15 protein-coding genes are annotated in these 13,894 nt (G+C 68.8%); 7 read left to right on the top strand and 8 right to left on the bottom strand.

Annotated features, from left to right (window positions below; translation table 11 throughout):
- Nucleotides 1–4: 4 nt before the first annotated feature.
- Nucleotides 5–556 carry a hypothetical protein gene (locus K4G53_RS01320; RefSeq protein WP_221383685.1) on the bottom strand — a complete coding sequence of 184 codons (552 nt, stop codon included), beginning with the start codon at nucleotides 554–556 and terminating at the stop codon, nucleotides 5–7.
- A 177-nt stretch (nucleotides 557–733) separates the two neighbouring features.
- On the opposite strand from K4G53_RS01320, the gene K4G53_RS01315 reads away from it, so the two are divergent.
- Complete coding sequence (locus K4G53_RS01315; protein WP_221383684.1) at nucleotides 734–1,234, top strand: sigma-70 family RNA polymerase sigma factor; 501 nt, start codon at nucleotides 734–736, stop codon at nucleotides 1,232–1,234.
- A complete protein-coding gene (locus K4G53_RS01310; RefSeq protein WP_308287792.1) occupies nucleotides 1,231–1,890 on the top strand; it encodes a zf-HC2 domain-containing protein in 660 nt (219 codons plus the stop codon). Before K4G53_RS01315 ends, K4G53_RS01310 begins: the two co-directional genes overlap by 4 nt.
- 13 nt (nucleotides 1,891–1,903) lie before the next feature.
- Here the strand turns inward: K4G53_RS01310 and K4G53_RS01305 are convergent, their stop codons facing one another.
- Both K4G53_RS01305 and K4G53_RS01300 read right to left on the bottom strand, forming a co-directional pair.
- Nucleotides 1,904–2,383 carry an SRPBCC family protein gene (locus tag K4G53_RS01305; protein WP_221383683.1) on the bottom strand — a complete coding sequence of 160 codons (480 nt, stop codon included), beginning with the start codon at nucleotides 2,381–2,383 and terminating at the stop codon, nucleotides 1,904–1,906.
- A gap of 28 nt (nucleotides 2,384–2,411) precedes the next feature.
- Nucleotides 2,412–3,248: a DUF1206 domain-containing protein gene (locus K4G53_RS01300; protein ID WP_221383682.1), complete on the bottom strand. Its 837-nt coding sequence runs from the start codon at nucleotides 3,246–3,248 to the stop codon at nucleotides 2,412–2,414.
- A gap of 177 nt (nucleotides 3,249–3,425) precedes the next feature.
- On the opposite strand from K4G53_RS01300, the gene K4G53_RS01295 reads away from it, so the two are divergent.
- Both K4G53_RS01295 and K4G53_RS01290 read left to right on the top strand, forming a co-directional pair.
- Nucleotides 3,426–5,006, top strand: a complete 1,581-nt coding sequence (locus tag K4G53_RS01295) for a hypothetical protein (RefSeq protein ID WP_221383681.1) — start codon at nucleotides 3,426–3,428, stop codon at nucleotides 5,004–5,006.
- A 4-nt stretch (nucleotides 5,007–5,010) separates the two neighbouring features.
- On the top strand, nucleotides 5,011–5,457 hold the full coding sequence (locus K4G53_RS01290; protein WP_221383680.1) for a hypothetical protein: 447 nt from the start codon (nucleotides 5,011–5,013) through the stop codon (nucleotides 5,455–5,457).
- Nucleotides 5,458–5,541: 84 nt separating this feature from the next.
- Here the strand turns inward: K4G53_RS01290 and trmB are convergent, their stop codons facing one another.
- Complete coding sequence (gene trmB / locus K4G53_RS01285; RefSeq protein ID WP_221383679.1) at nucleotides 5,542–6,465, bottom strand: tRNA (guanosine(46)-N7)-methyltransferase TrmB; 924 nt, start codon at nucleotides 6,463–6,465, stop codon at nucleotides 5,542–5,544.
- A 158-nt stretch (nucleotides 6,466–6,623) separates the two neighbouring features.
- Nucleotides 6,624–7,031 (bottom strand): hypothetical protein, encoded by a 408-nt coding sequence (locus tag K4G53_RS01280; protein WP_221383678.1) that lies wholly within the window; start codon nucleotides 7,029–7,031, stop codon nucleotides 6,624–6,626.
- A 134-nt stretch (nucleotides 7,032–7,165) separates the two neighbouring features.
- On the opposite strand from K4G53_RS01280, the gene K4G53_RS01275 reads away from it, so the two are divergent.
- Nucleotides 7,166–8,515 (top strand): MFS transporter, encoded by a 1,350-nt coding sequence (locus K4G53_RS01275; protein WP_260322981.1) that lies wholly within the window; start codon nucleotides 7,166–7,168, stop codon nucleotides 8,513–8,515.
- Nucleotides 8,516–8,523: 8 nt separating this feature from the next.
- Nucleotides 8,524–9,900 carry an MFS transporter gene (locus tag K4G53_RS01270; protein WP_221383677.1) on the top strand — a complete coding sequence of 459 codons (1,377 nt, stop codon included), beginning with the start codon at nucleotides 8,524–8,526 and terminating at the stop codon, nucleotides 9,898–9,900.
- Here the strand turns inward: K4G53_RS01270 and K4G53_RS01265 are convergent.
- A complete protein-coding gene (locus K4G53_RS01265; protein ID WP_221383676.1) occupies nucleotides 9,897–10,622 on the bottom strand; it encodes a cyclopropane-fatty-acyl-phospholipid synthase family protein in 726 nt (241 codons plus the stop codon). The two genes, K4G53_RS01270 and K4G53_RS01265, sit on opposite strands and share 4 nt — an antisense overlap.
- A 326-nt stretch (nucleotides 10,623–10,948) precedes the next feature.
- Here K4G53_RS01265 and K4G53_RS01260 point away from each other — a divergent pair, with 326 nt between their 5' ends.
- The gene (locus K4G53_RS01260; RefSeq protein WP_221383675.1) at nucleotides 10,949–12,829 is read left to right on the top strand and encodes a DEAD/DEAH box helicase; all 1,881 of its coding nucleotides are present in this window, start codon (nucleotides 10,949–10,951) and stop codon (nucleotides 12,827–12,829) included.
- A 58-nt stretch (nucleotides 12,830–12,887) separates the two neighbouring features.
- Here the strand turns inward: K4G53_RS01260 and K4G53_RS01255 are convergent, their stop codons facing one another.
- Together K4G53_RS01255 and K4G53_RS01250 are read right to left on the bottom strand one after the other, a co-directional pair.
- The gene (locus K4G53_RS01255; protein ID WP_221383674.1) at nucleotides 12,888–13,538 is read right to left on the bottom strand and encodes an MBL fold metallo-hydrolase; all 651 of its coding nucleotides are present in this window, start codon (nucleotides 13,536–13,538) and stop codon (nucleotides 12,888–12,890) included.
- A 3-nt stretch (nucleotides 13,539–13,541) separates the two neighbouring features.
- Complete coding sequence (locus K4G53_RS01250; protein WP_221383673.1) at nucleotides 13,542–13,859, bottom strand: putative quinol monooxygenase; 318 nt, start codon at nucleotides 13,857–13,859, stop codon at nucleotides 13,542–13,544.
- Nucleotides 13,860–13,894 lie beyond the last annotated feature (35 nt).

Raw genomic sequence — 13,894 nt, 5'->3', positions numbered from 1 at the left:
AGCGTCAGTAGGTCTGGCCGCCTGCCGGCTTGATCATGTCACCGGAAGGATTCGCGAGGTACCAGACGTTGTTGACGCCCTGGCCCAGGACGTCGCCCGCCTTGGTGTCCTTGGCGAAGTAGTACAGCGGCATGCCGTTGAGGGTCACCTGCTTCTTGCCGTCAGGAGTCGTGATGGTGCCCAAGGTTCCGGTCACCCCCGACGCGCTGGGTGTTGCGGACGTGGTGGTCACAGGAGGCCACTGCACCAGGCACGCGCCCGTGCAGGCACTCGTCCCGGAACCCTTCGTATCCTTCGTGAAGAAGTAGACGCTCATACCCTTCGCATCCACCACGATGGTGCCCGCTGACGAGGACGCCGTCATCAGCTCAGCCGCTGCGCTGGCTTGCGCCGATCCGGACCCGGACGCCGCTGCTGTCGGGGAGGCAGTGCCGCTGGCTGCCGCGGTACTGGTGGCCGGGCTGCTGGCCGTGGTGCTTCCGCTGTTGCTGCCGCAGGCGGCCAGGGCCGCCGCCAGGGCCAGGACGGCAAATCCTGCCCCGATGGTTTTCTTCATGGTGTGCTCCTGGGCTGGGGCCCGGCGTCGGATCGCCGGACGCTAACCCATACGACGCTCCCGGGTGAAGAATGGTTCAGTGCGGCCCCGGTCAGTGGAAGCCTGCCACGGTGAACCATTTCGGGCTGTCCGGCGTCTAACAGCACAGGACGCAGGCACGGGAACGGGAGGAGTGGCATGCCACTCGACGAGAACGTGGTGGAGGCCATCTACCGCGAGCACGGCGATGCCCTGCGCCGCTTTGTGCTGGGCGCCACCCGCGACCCCCAGATAGCCGAGGACGTGGTGCAGGAAACCGTCCTGCGGGTCTGGCAGCATGCCCCGGACATCACTGGCAGCTTCCGCAGCTATCTGTACCGAACGGCCAGGAACATCATGATCGACAATTACCGGCGGAGCCAGCGCCGCCCGCACGAGGCGCTGGAAAGCGGCCTCACCGACCCCGCCGATGTGGTGGAGCGCGCCGACGAGCTGCTCAACCGGGTCCTGATGGAGGAGGCACTGCTGCGTTTGAGCAGGGAGCACCGCGAGGTCCTGGTGGCCCTGCACTACCGCCGCTTTACCGTTAACGAGGCCGCGGTCCAGCTCAACATTCCCGCCGGAACGGTCAAGTCCCGGGCGTTCTACGCCCTGCGGGCACTGCGCACCGTCCTGGACGAGATGGGGGTGGAACGGTGAACACGGCAGACCCGCACTACCTGATGGGTGCCTACGTGCTGGGTGGCCTGGACGCGGCAGACGCCGCCCTGTTCGAATCGCACCTGCAGGCTTGTGCTGCCTGCCGGAAGGAACTGGCGGTGCTGGAGAAAGTTCCCATGCTGCTGGACGCCCTTCCCGTGCCGGACGCCGTGGCCCTCACTGCCGCTTCCGGCGGCAGCGGGGCAGTCCCGGCCAGCGTCCCCGTGCAGCTTTTCGATGAACTGGCACGCCGGCGCCGGAAAGTACGACGGCGGTGGGCGGCGCTGGCGGGGGCCGTCGCCGCTGCGTGCCTGGCAGTGGGCCTTGCCGTGGGCCCGTTGCTCGTCCGTCCGCCGCAGCCGGATGCCACCTACTCCGTGGCTGCCGGCAGCGGGCTGCAGGTCAATATCGACATGGCCAGGAAGACCTGGGGCACCGAACTGGCGGTCAGCGGGAGCAGCCTGCCGTCCCAGGGCACGTTGTCGCTGTGGGTCCGGGACCGGGCCGGCGGCGAGGACCGTGCCTGCGCCTGGACAGCCACCCCCAGCGGAAAGGTCAAGATCACCGGGGCAACGCCCATCCAGCTCGCCAGCATCTCGAGCGTCGAACTGCGGGACGGCACCCAGCGCGCGGTGGCCGTGATCGCCGTTCCCTAGCCGCCGGGTGGTCCTAGGAGTTGAGCGCCCGGAACTCCGCCAGCAGGGCGTCGTCCTCGCATGCGCGGGCGAACGCCTCGATCCGCCGTTCGATCTCATGCCCCAGCAGCCGGGCACCGATCCACTCCATCACAGGCCGCAGCAAAGCCGGCCGGCACGAAAAGGTGTACTTCCAGACTGCCCGCGTGCCGCCGTCGTCCGCCGTGAAACGCCAGCCGCCGCCGAAGTTGGCGAAGAACCACGGCCCGGCCACCATGGTCATGCCCACATTCCGAGGCGGGGCATAGGAAACATACTCGCTGACCATGATTAGGCCCAGCCGCGACCTGGTCCGGGTGCGGACGCCCTTGCCCGCCGCTTCCGCCCCGTCCAGGAAGCCCTGCGCGGAGATGAAGGGGTCCCACTTAAGCCGGAAACCGCCTGTGGTCTGGGAAAGGGCGAAGGCTGTCTCCGGGTCGATCCGGATGAGGCGTTCGGCACGTACCTGGGGCATGTTCCCACCCTAGCCACCGCGCAGGCGGTTACTTGGTCATTCTGGCCAGCCGGGCGCGCATGATCATGTAGGCGCCATAGCAGACCAGCCCGGCCCCCACTGCTGCGAGGAGATATGGACCCAGTGGCTGGTCGCGGAGGGCCCGAAGGCCCCCGTCCAGTCCCGTGGAATCCTCCGGATGCTCTTTGATCGTGGCGATGACGATCAGCAGGCCGGTCAGCAGCAGGACCATCCCTTTCGCCAGGTAACCGGCCACGCCAAGACTCGTCACCGCCACCCGGGCCGCACCGCGCTCCGGCATCCGCAGCTGTTTCTCGAATGACTTCCTTGGCCCCCGCATGCCGTAGGCCACGCCCGTAACGGCGACGGCAAGGCCGACCAGGACCAGCAGCGCCACCCCGCCGGGCGCTTCCATCATGGAGACGGTGAAGTCGCTGGTGGCCTTGCGGTTGTCTCCGCCCGTCCCGGTGCCTGTGGCGAAGTGCCACAGGGTCAGGGCAAGGACGCCGTACACGATCGCCTGCAGGCTGGCCTTTGCTTTGTTCTTGATCTTTGTCTTGGTCGCTTGGTGGTTGAAGTCGAAGATCGCATCACCGGCCTGCCAGAGCGACAGCGCGGCGCAGGCGCCGAAGCTGCCCCACAGCAGGAACGGACCAACGGGCATGGTGGCCAGTTCGGCCACCGCACCGCTGAAATCCGCGCTGCCCGTGCCACCCGCTGCCAGCCGGATGGATATGGCACCCACGAGCAGGTGCAGGATGCCGCTGACCGCAAAACCGGTCCTGGCCAGAACCTCGAGGGTGCGGGAATTCGTGAGGTCCTCGGCCGTGTCAACGACCTGTTTCAATTCCTTTTTGATCGTCATTTCCTTTTGGACATGCGCGGCTGCGCTGGAGTGCGTGCCCTTGTTATACAGGTAATCGTGCCACGGGCACCTGCGCCGGGACAGCATGGGGAGGGTTCCCCATCGCCGCCTCATGGTGCCTATGCCACCATAAAGACCAGTGATCGAAACGCACCGCACACTTCTCCGGGGGACACCATGACTTTTTACGGCGCTGACACCAGCCAGTTGCGGGCGCTGGCCAAGGCGGCCGAGCAGGCAGCGGCCCTGCTGAGCAGCCGTGCAGGTTCCCTGCAAAGCCAGATCCAGTCGGCACCGTGGAAGGGACGCGACGGTGACCTCTTCCGGCAGGAATGGACCGGGAGCCACAGGCCCAGCCTGGACAAGGTGGTCGCCAGCCTGCGGCAGAACTCGAAGATCCTCCTGAAGCACGCCGACGAGCAGGAAAAGGCCTCCGCCGCCAATTCCGGAAGTTCCCCAAGCAGCACCTGGGACCGGCTCACCTCGCTGGCGTCCCAGGCCAGGGAGTGGCTGCAGGAGAAGGCCGAGGCCGCGCAGGAGGCGGCCGAGCACCGGAAGGAACTGGAAACCGGCCTGGACCGGATGCTGCATGCCAGCCCCGAGGAGCAGGCCAAATGGTGGGACAGCCTGTCGGCCGCGGACCGGAAGTACCTGATTGAGGGCGAGGGCAGCGACGGCCCCTTCGCCGAAGGCCTCATGCGGATGGACGGCGGCATCCCCGCCGCCGCGCAGCGGCTCGCCAAAGAGCACCTCCAGGAGTTGGCCCGGGCAGACATCCCGGTCTATACCGAGACCGGCAAAGCGTCCATTGAAGCCCGGGTGGCCTGGGTCCACGGCGGGGCCGAAGTGGGAACCGAGGTGGTGGAAAACGCTGACGGATCCGCAACCATGAAGGTCTACGGAAACATGGGCCTGGGCGTCAACGACACCACCGGCACGGCGGGGGCTACCCTCACCGGAGAGGTCTCGCGCGAGTACCAGTTCGCCAGCGTGGAGGAAGCCATGGCTGCCCGGGAGCAGATGTACCGGGACCTCCCGCCGGACAGCATCGGCGAGATCAAGGACGTGGCCGGCAACCCGCCCGGGTACATCCTGGACACCATCAATGATGCCGCGAACGACAACGGTTCCACCGGGCAGACGGACAAGGCCAAGGGAACCTTCTCGCTGGAAGCCTCCGGCGAGGCCGGGACGGCGTCCGGCGGGGCGAAGCTTGACCTGGCCTACGAACGGAACCTGACGGACGGCACGTCCACCGCCAGCGGCGAGGTCTCCGCCCAGGGCAAGCTCAACCTGGACGGCCGGGTCTTCGAGGCTTCCGGCAAGGGCGGGCTGCAGGTCAACCTGGACAAGGGCAACAACATCGACTCCGTCTCCGTGTCCATGGACGGGACGGTGGCCCAGGGCGTCACGTCCGGCGTGAAGACCGAGGCCGCCAAGTTCGATTCCACGGTTACGGCCGGGACCCAGGGCACGGTCAGGATCGACATCGACTACTCGCCCGGGAACCAGCCGGTCATCGACAGCTACCTGCGCAATGTTGCGCTGGGGAACGAGGCCGGCGCCGCCCGCGACGCGGCCAGGCTGTACGAGGCAGGGTCCGCCACCGTCCAGGTCAATTCCGTGGTGACCGCCACCAATGAGGCCGGGTTCGACGTGAAGGTCGGCGAGGTGGACGTCAAGACCGAGAACCAGGCCACCACCAACGTGTCCACGTACTATAAAGTCCCCAACGACACCAAGCTCGAGAGGCTCTGAACCAATGTCAGTGCACATCGAATCCCCGCTGGGCTTCACCGCCGATTTCCCCGAGCACACGCAGGTCCTGGAAGACTCCACGGCCGGGCCCAACAGCGAACAGTACGGGCTGCTGGGCGGTGTCCTGGTCACCGTCATCAAGGACGACACCTCGGTGCAGGATGCGCCGCAGGCCAACGGCTGGGCGCACCTGATGTCCGGCTTCTACCTCGAGGAGCGCGCGGGCACCCTCCTGGCCGAGGGCGAGCTGGACCTGCCCGGCAAAGCCGCGTACGCCGTGGTGGTGGGATATGACGACGGCGACGGGGCGGCGAAGGTGGCGGCCACCGTTGGTGTGTGGGAAAGCGGGCGCTTCATCGGCGTGGTGGTCATCTGGCCATACCTGGACGCCGAAGCCGAGCCGCGGCTGGGCATGCTCAAAGAGATCGTCGCGGGCATCAGCGTCGGCTGAACAGCCTTCTGGGCCGTCCCCTGAACCGCCGGCCCCCTGGACCGCCGGCCCAGCGGGACCGGCCGACCCGGCAGGGCAGCGACGTCAGCTGCGGCGGTAGCAGAGGTCGAAGATCAGGCGCCCGGCCTCGTGGGCCTTGGCCTCAAAGCTGGTCCGGATCCTGCCTTCGAACCGGGGAGCCCAGCCGCCGGTCTCGTCCACCCCTTCGTTGGGTCCTGTATGCCCGGTGCTGACCGGTGCACGGCCCTCGCGTACCGGCGCGCCGCCCACGACCGATTCAACGCCGGACTGCCACACGTGGGTCAGCGGGCTTTCCGGGCCGCGGCGCTCGCCGGTGTGCAGGTTCTCAAACTCCGCGGAGCCGGTCATGACATCGCGGACGTGGATGGCGTAATTGGACCAGTCCGTGGCGATCCGGAACAGTCCGCCCGGCTTCAGCACGCGTGCGGCCAGCTGGACGAATTCGGGCTGGATGAGGCGGCGCTTGTGGTGCCGGGACTTGTGCCAGGGGTCCGGGAAGAACACCCAGAGTTCGGTGACCGAGCCCTCCGGCAGCATGGTGGCCAGGACTTCGGGGGCGTTGGCCTCGACAACCCGCACGTTGTCCAGGCCGCGGTTGTTGATCTTGATGATGGTGTTGGCCAGTCCGGGGGTGTACACCTCGACGGCCAGGAAGTTGGTGTCGGGGTTCTGCTCGGCGGCGTGGCAGATGGCGTCGCCCAGGCCGGAACCGATCTCCACGATGAGCGGTGCCTCGCGGCCAAACTCGGCCGCGGCGTCGAATGTGTAGTCGGGGTGGACGGAGGTGTTGGCCACGTGCCGCGGAACGTCGACCGCCCAGCGCTCGGCGTGTTCGGCCCAGGCTGCCTGCCGGCGTCCCTGCAGCCGGGTGCCGCGGCGCACGAAGCTGACCGGCCGCCCGCCGTAGGTGCCGAAGGAAGCCTGGGTCCCGGGCGTGACGGGCCTCGGGACATGCGGCTGCTGGGGGTTTTCCGGGGATTCGCTCATCCTTTCCAGAATAGCGCCGCTGAAGGCCAGGCAGGCAGCGGGGCCGGCGCTCGAGCCGGCCGGAGCAAAAGCCGGGCCGGGATCCGTGCATATTTGTTTAATCCGCTCCGGTGTTATGCCAGGTTCGGGCGTGCGTCGGTTCGAGGCGCGGTGCCGGGTTAGAAAAGGCCCGTGAGGCTGAGCGCAGGGCCCAAGGCGAGGACAAACACCAGGCCGCAAATGCACAGGGAAACTGCCGCGGCGGACCAGTTGCCGGAGTTCCGCGGTGATCCTTTCAAGGCGGGCAAGGCCAGCCGGAGGGCGAGCGTGCCAAAGAGGAGGGGGAGGCTGAACAGCACGAGGGGAGCCACCCATGGTGTCCGGGAGTACCCATCGTCCCCGTGGGTCAGCAGCATAGCCAGCCCCGCGAACGGCCCGGTGAGGAACATGCTTAACGGGGCAAGGATCGCCAGGACCAGGCTGGTTGGTCCCTTGTTCGCGGGCGCACCCTCCTGCTGCTGCCCGGGCGCCTCCCGAAAGTCCCCCAGGGGTGCGGGGCGGGGTTCCTGCGGCGGGGTGGTTTCCATGGCGCTCCTTCGATCGGTGCGGCGGTCCGGGCAACCGCGGCTGGTTCCAACGTAGGGAGCGTGGCCAGGCACCAGAAGGTACGTCCTGCCGTATGTGGAAAACCCCGCCTGCGCTCGCCTGCGAGAATGTGGGGATGATGGACGCAACGAATGCCGGGCCAGGGAACCAACGGCGGGGGGCTGTCTTCGAAGACGGCCAGGGCCGGGCCCGGACGGGCAGCAGCCTGGTGGATCCCAGCACGCTGGTGGATGCCGAAATTGATGAGCTTCCCCCCGCTGGACCCACCCGCGTCGGCAGCCGGCGGGCCCTCACTTACCTGGGCGTGTGCCTGGTCCTGATCGGGCTGAACCTGCGCAGCGTCTTTTCCAGTTTCTCCGCTGTCCTGCCGGAGGTGGCCTCCCAGGCCGGGCTGCCGGGCTGGTCCGTGGTGGTGCTGACTACCGTGCCAGTGACGCTCCTGGGCGTGTTCGCCCCGCTGGCCCCGGTCCTGGCCCGCCGGTTCGGCGCAGAGCGGGTGCTGCTGGGCGCCATGGCATTGCTGACATCTGGACTGCTGCTGCGTCCGGTGGACTTCGGGGCAGCGATGGGCGGAGGTGCCGGGCACCTGCCTGCGCTCCTCGCGGGCACGGCAGCCTGCGGTGCCGCCATCGCCCTGTGCAACGTCCTCCTCCCGGGCCTGGTGAAGCGCGACTTCCCCCACCGGCTCGGCCTGATGGGCGGGCTGTACACGACTGCCATCTGTGCGTCCGCCGCGCTGGGTGCCGGCTTCACCTACCCGGTCTACACGGCGACGGGGGAGTGGACGGCAGCGCTGTGGATGTGGGCGGTTCCTGCCGGCGTCGTGCTTCTCCTTTTCCTGCCCGTGGCTGTACGCCAGGGAAGCATCCGGCACCAGGCGGTCAGGGACGGCGTGAATGTGTGGCGGTCGTCCGTGGCCTGGCAGGTGACCATCTTCATGGTGCTGCAGGCCATGATGTCGTTCAGCGGTTTCGCGTGGCTGGCGCCGATCCTGCGCGAACGCGGCGTGGACGGTGCGACGGCCGGGCTCATCGTGGCCGTCTGCATCGTGCTGCAGATGCTGGGCTCACTGTTCGCGCCGGCGCTGGCGGCCAGGTTCCGGGACCAGCGGGCCATCAACACCGTGGTGGCCCTGATGACCGGCAGCGGTTTCGTGCTGAGCATCCTGGGACCCCTGGACCTGGTGTGGGTGTGGGCCGGGCTGCTGGGACTGGGCCAGGGAAGCCTCACTGCCGCCGCCCTGACACTGATCATGCTGCGCACGCGTGACGGCCACACGGCCGCGCACCTCTCGGGCATGATGCAGGGCGTGGGCTACGGAGTGGGCTCCGCGGGGACCTTGATGGTGGGGCAACTGCACCAGGCCACCGGATCGTTCGTGCCGGCCGGAATCCTGTTCACGGTGGTGGGCCTGCTGGCCGCCGTGTTCGGCTACCGCTCCGGCCGCGCCCGGTACGTGGACTAGGAGCCGGAGTGCGGGACTCCACCCTTCCAGCCACCCATCCCGCCGCAGGGATCTTCCGGGCGCCGTACCTCTGGGTGACCGTTGGTACCTGCGCCCTGGTGTTCCTGGCTGCCTTTGAATCCCTCGCCGTTACCACCATCATGCCGCTGGTCAGCCGGGAGTTGAACGGCGGGAGCCTCTACGCGCTTGCCTTCGCGGGGCCGCTGGCCACCGGCGTGATCGGAATGGTGGGGGCCGGCAACTGGTCCGACCGTCGAGGGCCGGCCAAACCGCTGTACGTCTCGGTGGGCCTCTTCGCGCTGGGCCTGCTGATCGCCGGCACCGCCGTGTCCATGCCGGTGCTCGTCGCCGGCCGGCTGGTGCAGGGGCTTGGCGGCGGCGCCCTCACCGTGGCGCTGTACGTTCTGGTGGCGCGCTTCTACCCGGGGCCGCTGCATCCCAGGATCTTCGCCGCCTTCTCGGCCGCCTGGGTGGTCCCGTCGCTGGTGGGGCCATTCGCCGCCGGCCTGGTGGCGCAGGTCTTCAGCTGGCACTGGGTTTTCCTGGGCGTCGTGGGGCTGGTGGTCCCCGCCCTGGCCATGATTGTGCCGCTGCTGCGCGGGATGGAGCGGGCCAGCGCACCCGCCGTCCCGTGGGCCCTGGACCGGCTCGGCTGGGCCGTCCTGGCAGCGCTCGCCGTCCTGGGACTGAACCTCTCGGCCGAGGTGCGCGTTCCGGCGGTCCCGGCCGCCACCGCCGTCCTGGCTGTCGCCGCCGTCGTCCTGGCCCTGCTGGCGGTCCGCCCGCTCGTGCCCGCAGGGACCCTCGCGGCCCGGCGCGGCCTGCCGAGCGTGATCCTGGCCCGCGGGCTTGCGTCGGCGTCCTTCTTCGGTGCCGAGGTCTACCTGCCCTACCTGCTGATCGACCAGTACGCCTTTCCGCCGTCCCTGGCAGGCCTGACCCTCACGGGCGGGGCACTGGCCTGGGCCGGCGCCGCCGCGGTGCAGGGGCGGCTGGGCACCAGGCTGCCGCACCAGTCTGCAGTGCGGACCGGATCCGTGATGGTCCTGGCCGCCGTCCTGCTGGCCCTGGCCACCACGGCGCTGCACTGGCCGGCCGCACTGGCGATCGCCGGCTGGGCCCTCGCCGGCGGCGGGATGGGCCTGCTCTACCCGCGCCTGAGCGTGATGACGCTGGCCCTCTCCAGCAAGGAGGACGAAGGCTTCAACAGCTCCGCGATGTCCATCTCCGACTCCCTGGGCGGGGCGCTTTCACTGGCCGCCACCGGCATCGTCTTCGCGGCATTTACGACGTCGGTCCAGTCCTTCGCGGGCGTCTTCGGGCTTACCGCGGTGATAGGCGCCGCCGCGGTGCTGGTCGCGCCGCGGGTCACCACCCGCAGCTAGGGAAGACGCGTGGCCCGCAGCACGACGTCGGCGATGGTGGCCTCCTGCCCTTCGGGACCCGTCACGGGCCGTTCACGGGTGGTGAGGACTTCCAGCTGCCATTCGGGGCCGCCCAGCCCCAGCTCCCGCACCAGGTCATCGCCGGTATAGAACATGTCCCCGTGCATGTGCCCGGCGCCCCACGGCGGCAACCGGTCCGGATGGTGGCCCACCACCAGCAGGGTGCCGCCGGGCTTGACCGCCGCCGCCGCGGTCCGCAGCGGAATCCGCCAGTCGAGCTCCTGCGAGTGCAGGAACTGGGAGGTCACCAGCTCGTAGGTTCCCTCCGGCCGCCACTGCTCCAGGTCGGCCTGCTGCCAGGAGATCCGGCTTTCGATATTGTCCTCCGACGCCAGCACGCTCTCGCGCGCCAGCTCGGCCAGCTCATGGGACCGGGCCCGGTCCAGCGCCACCGCGGAAACGTCGACGGCGGTGACCGTCCAGCCCTGCTGCGCCAGCCAGATCGCGTCCGCACCTTCGCCGCAGCCAAGTTCCAGCGCCTTGCCCGGCCTCAGGCCGCCCGCCTCCCGCACCAGCTGCGGGTTTGGTTTGCCGCTCCACAGCCGGGGCTTGGTGCGGTACCGCTCGTCCCAGGCGGAAGCGGCGCTGATGCCGCCATTTCCTCCGTCAGGTGAGGGGCCGTCGTCGTGCATGGCATGCTGGTGCGCCGCTTCTTCGCTCATGCGTCCAGCCTGCCCCGCGGCACTGCCGAAGGCAACGGCCGGGAGCTGAAGGAGGGGGCAGCGGCGCCGGGATGCTAGACTGGAGGAACTTGATGTGCAGTGATGCCGCCTGCTCCTGATCTGGAGATCCTTTCCAGGGAGTGGGCTTTCTTCATGTGAGAGGCACATCCTGCGTCGATGAACGCGTTCCATTTGGTCCCTGCCGGCTGTCCTTATTTGCAGCGGCACGGTTGACCACCTGACTTTTCTTCGGCGAAACCCCTGGTCCAACCGGCATCGGGGGCCGATATCCGCCCGGATACCGCCAGAAAGACCGTAAAAACTACATGACTACTTTTGCTGCCCTCGGTACTCCCAAGGCCCTTGCAGACACCCTTTCCGCGCAGGGAATCGTTGAACCGTTTCCCATCCAGGTGAAGACCCTTCCGGACACGCTCTCCGGTCGTGACGTCCTGGGCCGCGGCCGGACCGGATCCGGCAAAACCATTGCTTTCGCTATCCCGCTTGTAGCAAGACTCGCTGAGCGGGAAGCCAAGTACTTCCGCAAGCCCGGCCGCCCCATGGGCCTGGTCCTGGCACCCACCCGTGAACTGGCCACGCAGATCAACGCCACCATCGAGCCGCTCGCAAAGGCCGCCGGGCTGAACACCATCGTGATCTACGGCGGCATCTCCCAGGCGCGGCAGGAAAAGGCGCTGCGTGCCGGCGTCGACATTGTCATTGCCTGCCCCGGCCGGCTGGAGGACCTCATCCGCCAGCGCATCCTCACCCTGGAGGCCGTGGAGATCACGGTCCTTGACGAAGCGGACCACATGGCGGACCTCGGCTTCCTGCCGGTGGTCAAGAAGCTCATGGACATGACCCCCAGCCAGGGCCAGCGCCTGCTCTTCTCCGCCACCCTGGACAACGGCGTGGACAAGATCGTCCAGCGCTACCTGTCCAACCCGTTGACGCACTCCGTGGATGACCCGCAGGCCGCGGTGACCACCATGGAACACCACGTGCTCGTGGTGAACGACCAGACCGTCAAGAAGCAGCTGATCGTGGAGCTCGCCTCCGGTGCCGGCCGCCGCGTCCTCTTCATGCGGACCAAGCACCACGCCCGCAAGCTGGCCAAGACCCTCACCGACGCCGGCATCCCCGCCGTTGACCTGCACGGCAACCTGTCGCAGAACGCCCGCGACCGCAACCTCGCCGAGTTCTCCAACGGCGACGTCCGCGTCCTGGTGGCCACCGACGTCGCCGCCCGCGGTGTGCACGTTGACGACGTCGAGCTGGTCATCCACGTGGATCCGCCCACCGAGCACAAGGCCTACCTGCACCGTTCCGGCCGCACCGCGCGTGCCGGCTCCGACGGCACCGTGGTCACGCTGACCCTGCCGGAGCAGCAGACCGACGTCAAGAAGCTCATGAAGGCCGCCGGTGTTGACGTCAGCTTCGAACGCGTCACGGCCAGCTCGCCCATCGTGGCCGAACTCGTCGGTGACATTGCCGAAAAGGTCGACCCCCGCACCCGCGCCGCGCTGCTGGCCGCCAAGGGCCCCAAGCAGGGCGGCGGCACCTCCACCGGTGCCAACGCCGAGCGCAAGCGTGCACGCCGCCAGGCTGCACCGTCAGCCGGAGGTCGTGGTGGACGTGGCGGACGCGGCAAGGTTTCGGCCGAACCCGCCCGCACCGATGTCCCCCGCGCCGAGCGCCGGGCTGTCGCCTTCGAGGGCCGCACGGAAGCCCGGGCAGCATTCGACCGCAATGCGGAGCAGAACGAGGACCGTGCTGTGGCAGCAGCTGCTGCCCGCCGCAACGCCCGCGGCCGGGGAACCGCCGCCGGCACCCACCGGAACGACGTCCCCGCGGCAGGTGGCCGCTCATCGGCTGGCCGCGGATCGGACGGACGTGCAGCAGAGGGTCGCGGCGACTCCCGCATCACCCGCAGCGCCGCCCCCCGCGGCGGAACCGGCCGCCCGGCGTCGAGCGGCCGCCCCGCCTCAGGCAGTGGCCAGCGCAGCGGCCGCCCGGCCACCGGGCAGCGTGCAGCTGCAGGTGCCACCGGCGGTTCGAAGGCTGTCTGGTCCTCCAACACCGGCGGAACCTCGGGTGGCTCCTACGGCTCGGGCAGCGGCGGTTCTGGCAACGGCTCCGGCCGTCCCGCGCGCAGCGGCCCCCGCCGCGCATCCGCCCCGGCGTCAAACGAGCGCCGCGGCCGCTAGCCACTAAAAAGGCGGGCTCAACCACACGGTTGAGCCCGCCTTTTTGTGCTTTCAGCTGCTACCAGCCGCGGGCACGCCACTCCTCCAGGTGCGGCCGCTCGGCACCCAGCGTCGTGGGCTTGCCGTGCCCGGGATGCACGACGGCGGTATCCGGGTACGTGCCGAACAGCCGCCCGGTCACGTCGGACAGGAGCTGGGCGAACCGCTCCGGGTCCTTCTGGGTGTTGCCCACCCCGCCCGGGAACAGCGAGTCTCCGGAGAAAATGTGCGCAGGCCCGTCCGCGTCCTGGTATACGAACGCGATCGAGCCCGGTGTGTGGCCGCGCAGGTGGACCGCAGTGAGCTCAAAGCCGTCCACGGCTACCTTCTCCCCGTGCCCAAGCCGCGCGTCCACCGGGACCGGCAGCGCATCGGCGTCGTCCGCTCCGGCAGCGGTCTGCGCCCCGGTTGCCGCCACCAGTTCCTTCAGGGCCCGCACGTGGTCCCAGTGCTGGTGGGTGGTGGCGATCACGGCGAGGTGCGCCTGGGCGCCGGTGTCGCCAGCCCCGTCCGTGAGCAACTGCTTGATGGCTGGCAGGTCGTCGGCGGCGTCGATCAGCAGCTGGGCGCCGCTCTCCTTGGCCGTCAGCAGGTACACGTTGTTGTCCATTTCGCTGACGGAAATGCTGCGGATGGTGATGGCCGGCAGGTCGTAGAGAAGTGAGTCCATGGCCTAGCCCTGGGACGGCTGCAGGTCGAGGGGCATGGTGGTGGAGTACACCTGCTTGGACGGCGGTTCGGCCAGGATGTCGCGCAGCCTGTTCTGCCCCTCCGGGGTCTTGCGCCAGGCGGCATAGTCGTCGTGGTCCTGCGCGGTGGCCCAGGTTTCCACCACCAGGATGTGGCAGGGATCGGCGTCGTCAACGAGCGCTTCGATGCCCTGGTTGCCGGGCCAGGCACGGGTGGCGGCGAGGGTTTCGGACAGGTACTTGGCCGCGTCGTCGCAGCGGGCGGGGTCGATCTGGACTTCGAAGTGGACGATGGCAGGCATGGGGCTCTCCTTGGCGTTGTTGAGGGGTGGGGTCT

This window comes from Arthrobacter sp. MAHUQ-56, assembly GCF_019710585.1.
Classification (GTDB): Bacteria; Actinomycetota; Actinomycetes; order Actinomycetales; family Micrococcaceae; genus Arthrobacter.
Note: the sequence above shows the minus strand (reverse complement) of the source record. Positions and strands in the feature narration are given on the sequence as shown.

Bases quoted from the DNA above. Each gene is read 5' to 3' on its own strand.
- K4G53_RS01320 (WP_221383685.1), bottom strand. From the start codon at position 556: ATGAAGAAAACCATCGGGGCAGGATTTGCCGTCCTGGCCCTGGCGGCG.
- K4G53_RS01315 (WP_221383684.1), top strand. From the start codon at position 734: ATGCCACTCGACGAGAACGTGGTGGAGGCCATCTACCGCGAGCACGGC.
- K4G53_RS01305 (WP_221383683.1), bottom strand. From the start codon at position 2,383: ATGCCCCAGGTACGTGCCGAACGCCTCATCCGGATCGACCCGGAGACA.
- K4G53_RS01300 (WP_221383682.1), bottom strand. From the start codon at position 3,248: ATGACGATCAAAAAGGAATTGAAACAGGTCGTTGACACGGCCGAGGAC.
- K4G53_RS01295 (WP_221383681.1), top strand. From the start codon at position 3,426: ATGACTTTTTACGGCGCTGACACCAGCCAGTTGCGGGCGCTGGCCAAG.
- K4G53_RS01290 (WP_221383680.1), top strand. From the start codon at position 5,011: ATGTCAGTGCACATCGAATCCCCGCTGGGCTTCACCGCCGATTTCCCC.
- trmB (WP_221383679.1), bottom strand. From the start codon at position 6,465: ATGAGCGAATCCCCGGAAAACCCCCAGCAGCCGCATGTCCCGAGGCCC.
- K4G53_RS01280 (WP_221383678.1), bottom strand. From the start codon at position 7,031: ATGGAAACCACCCCGCCGCAGGAACCCCGCCCCGCACCCCTGGGGGAC.
- K4G53_RS01275 (WP_260322981.1), top strand. From the start codon at position 7,166: ATGATGGACGCAACGAATGCCGGGCCAGGGAACCAACGGCGGGGGGCT.
- K4G53_RS01265 (WP_221383676.1), bottom strand. From the start codon at position 10,622: ATGAGCGAAGAAGCGGCGCACCAGCATGCCATGCACGACGACGGCCCC.
- K4G53_RS01260 (WP_221383675.1), top strand. From the start codon at position 10,949: ATGACTACTTTTGCTGCCCTCGGTACTCCCAAGGCCCTTGCAGACACC.
- K4G53_RS01255 (WP_221383674.1), bottom strand. From the start codon at position 13,538: ATGGACTCACTTCTCTACGACCTGCCGGCCATCACCATCCGCAGCATT.
- K4G53_RS01250 (WP_221383673.1), bottom strand. From the start codon at position 13,859: ATGCCTGCCATCGTCCACTTCGAAGTCCAGATCGACCCCGCCCGCTGC.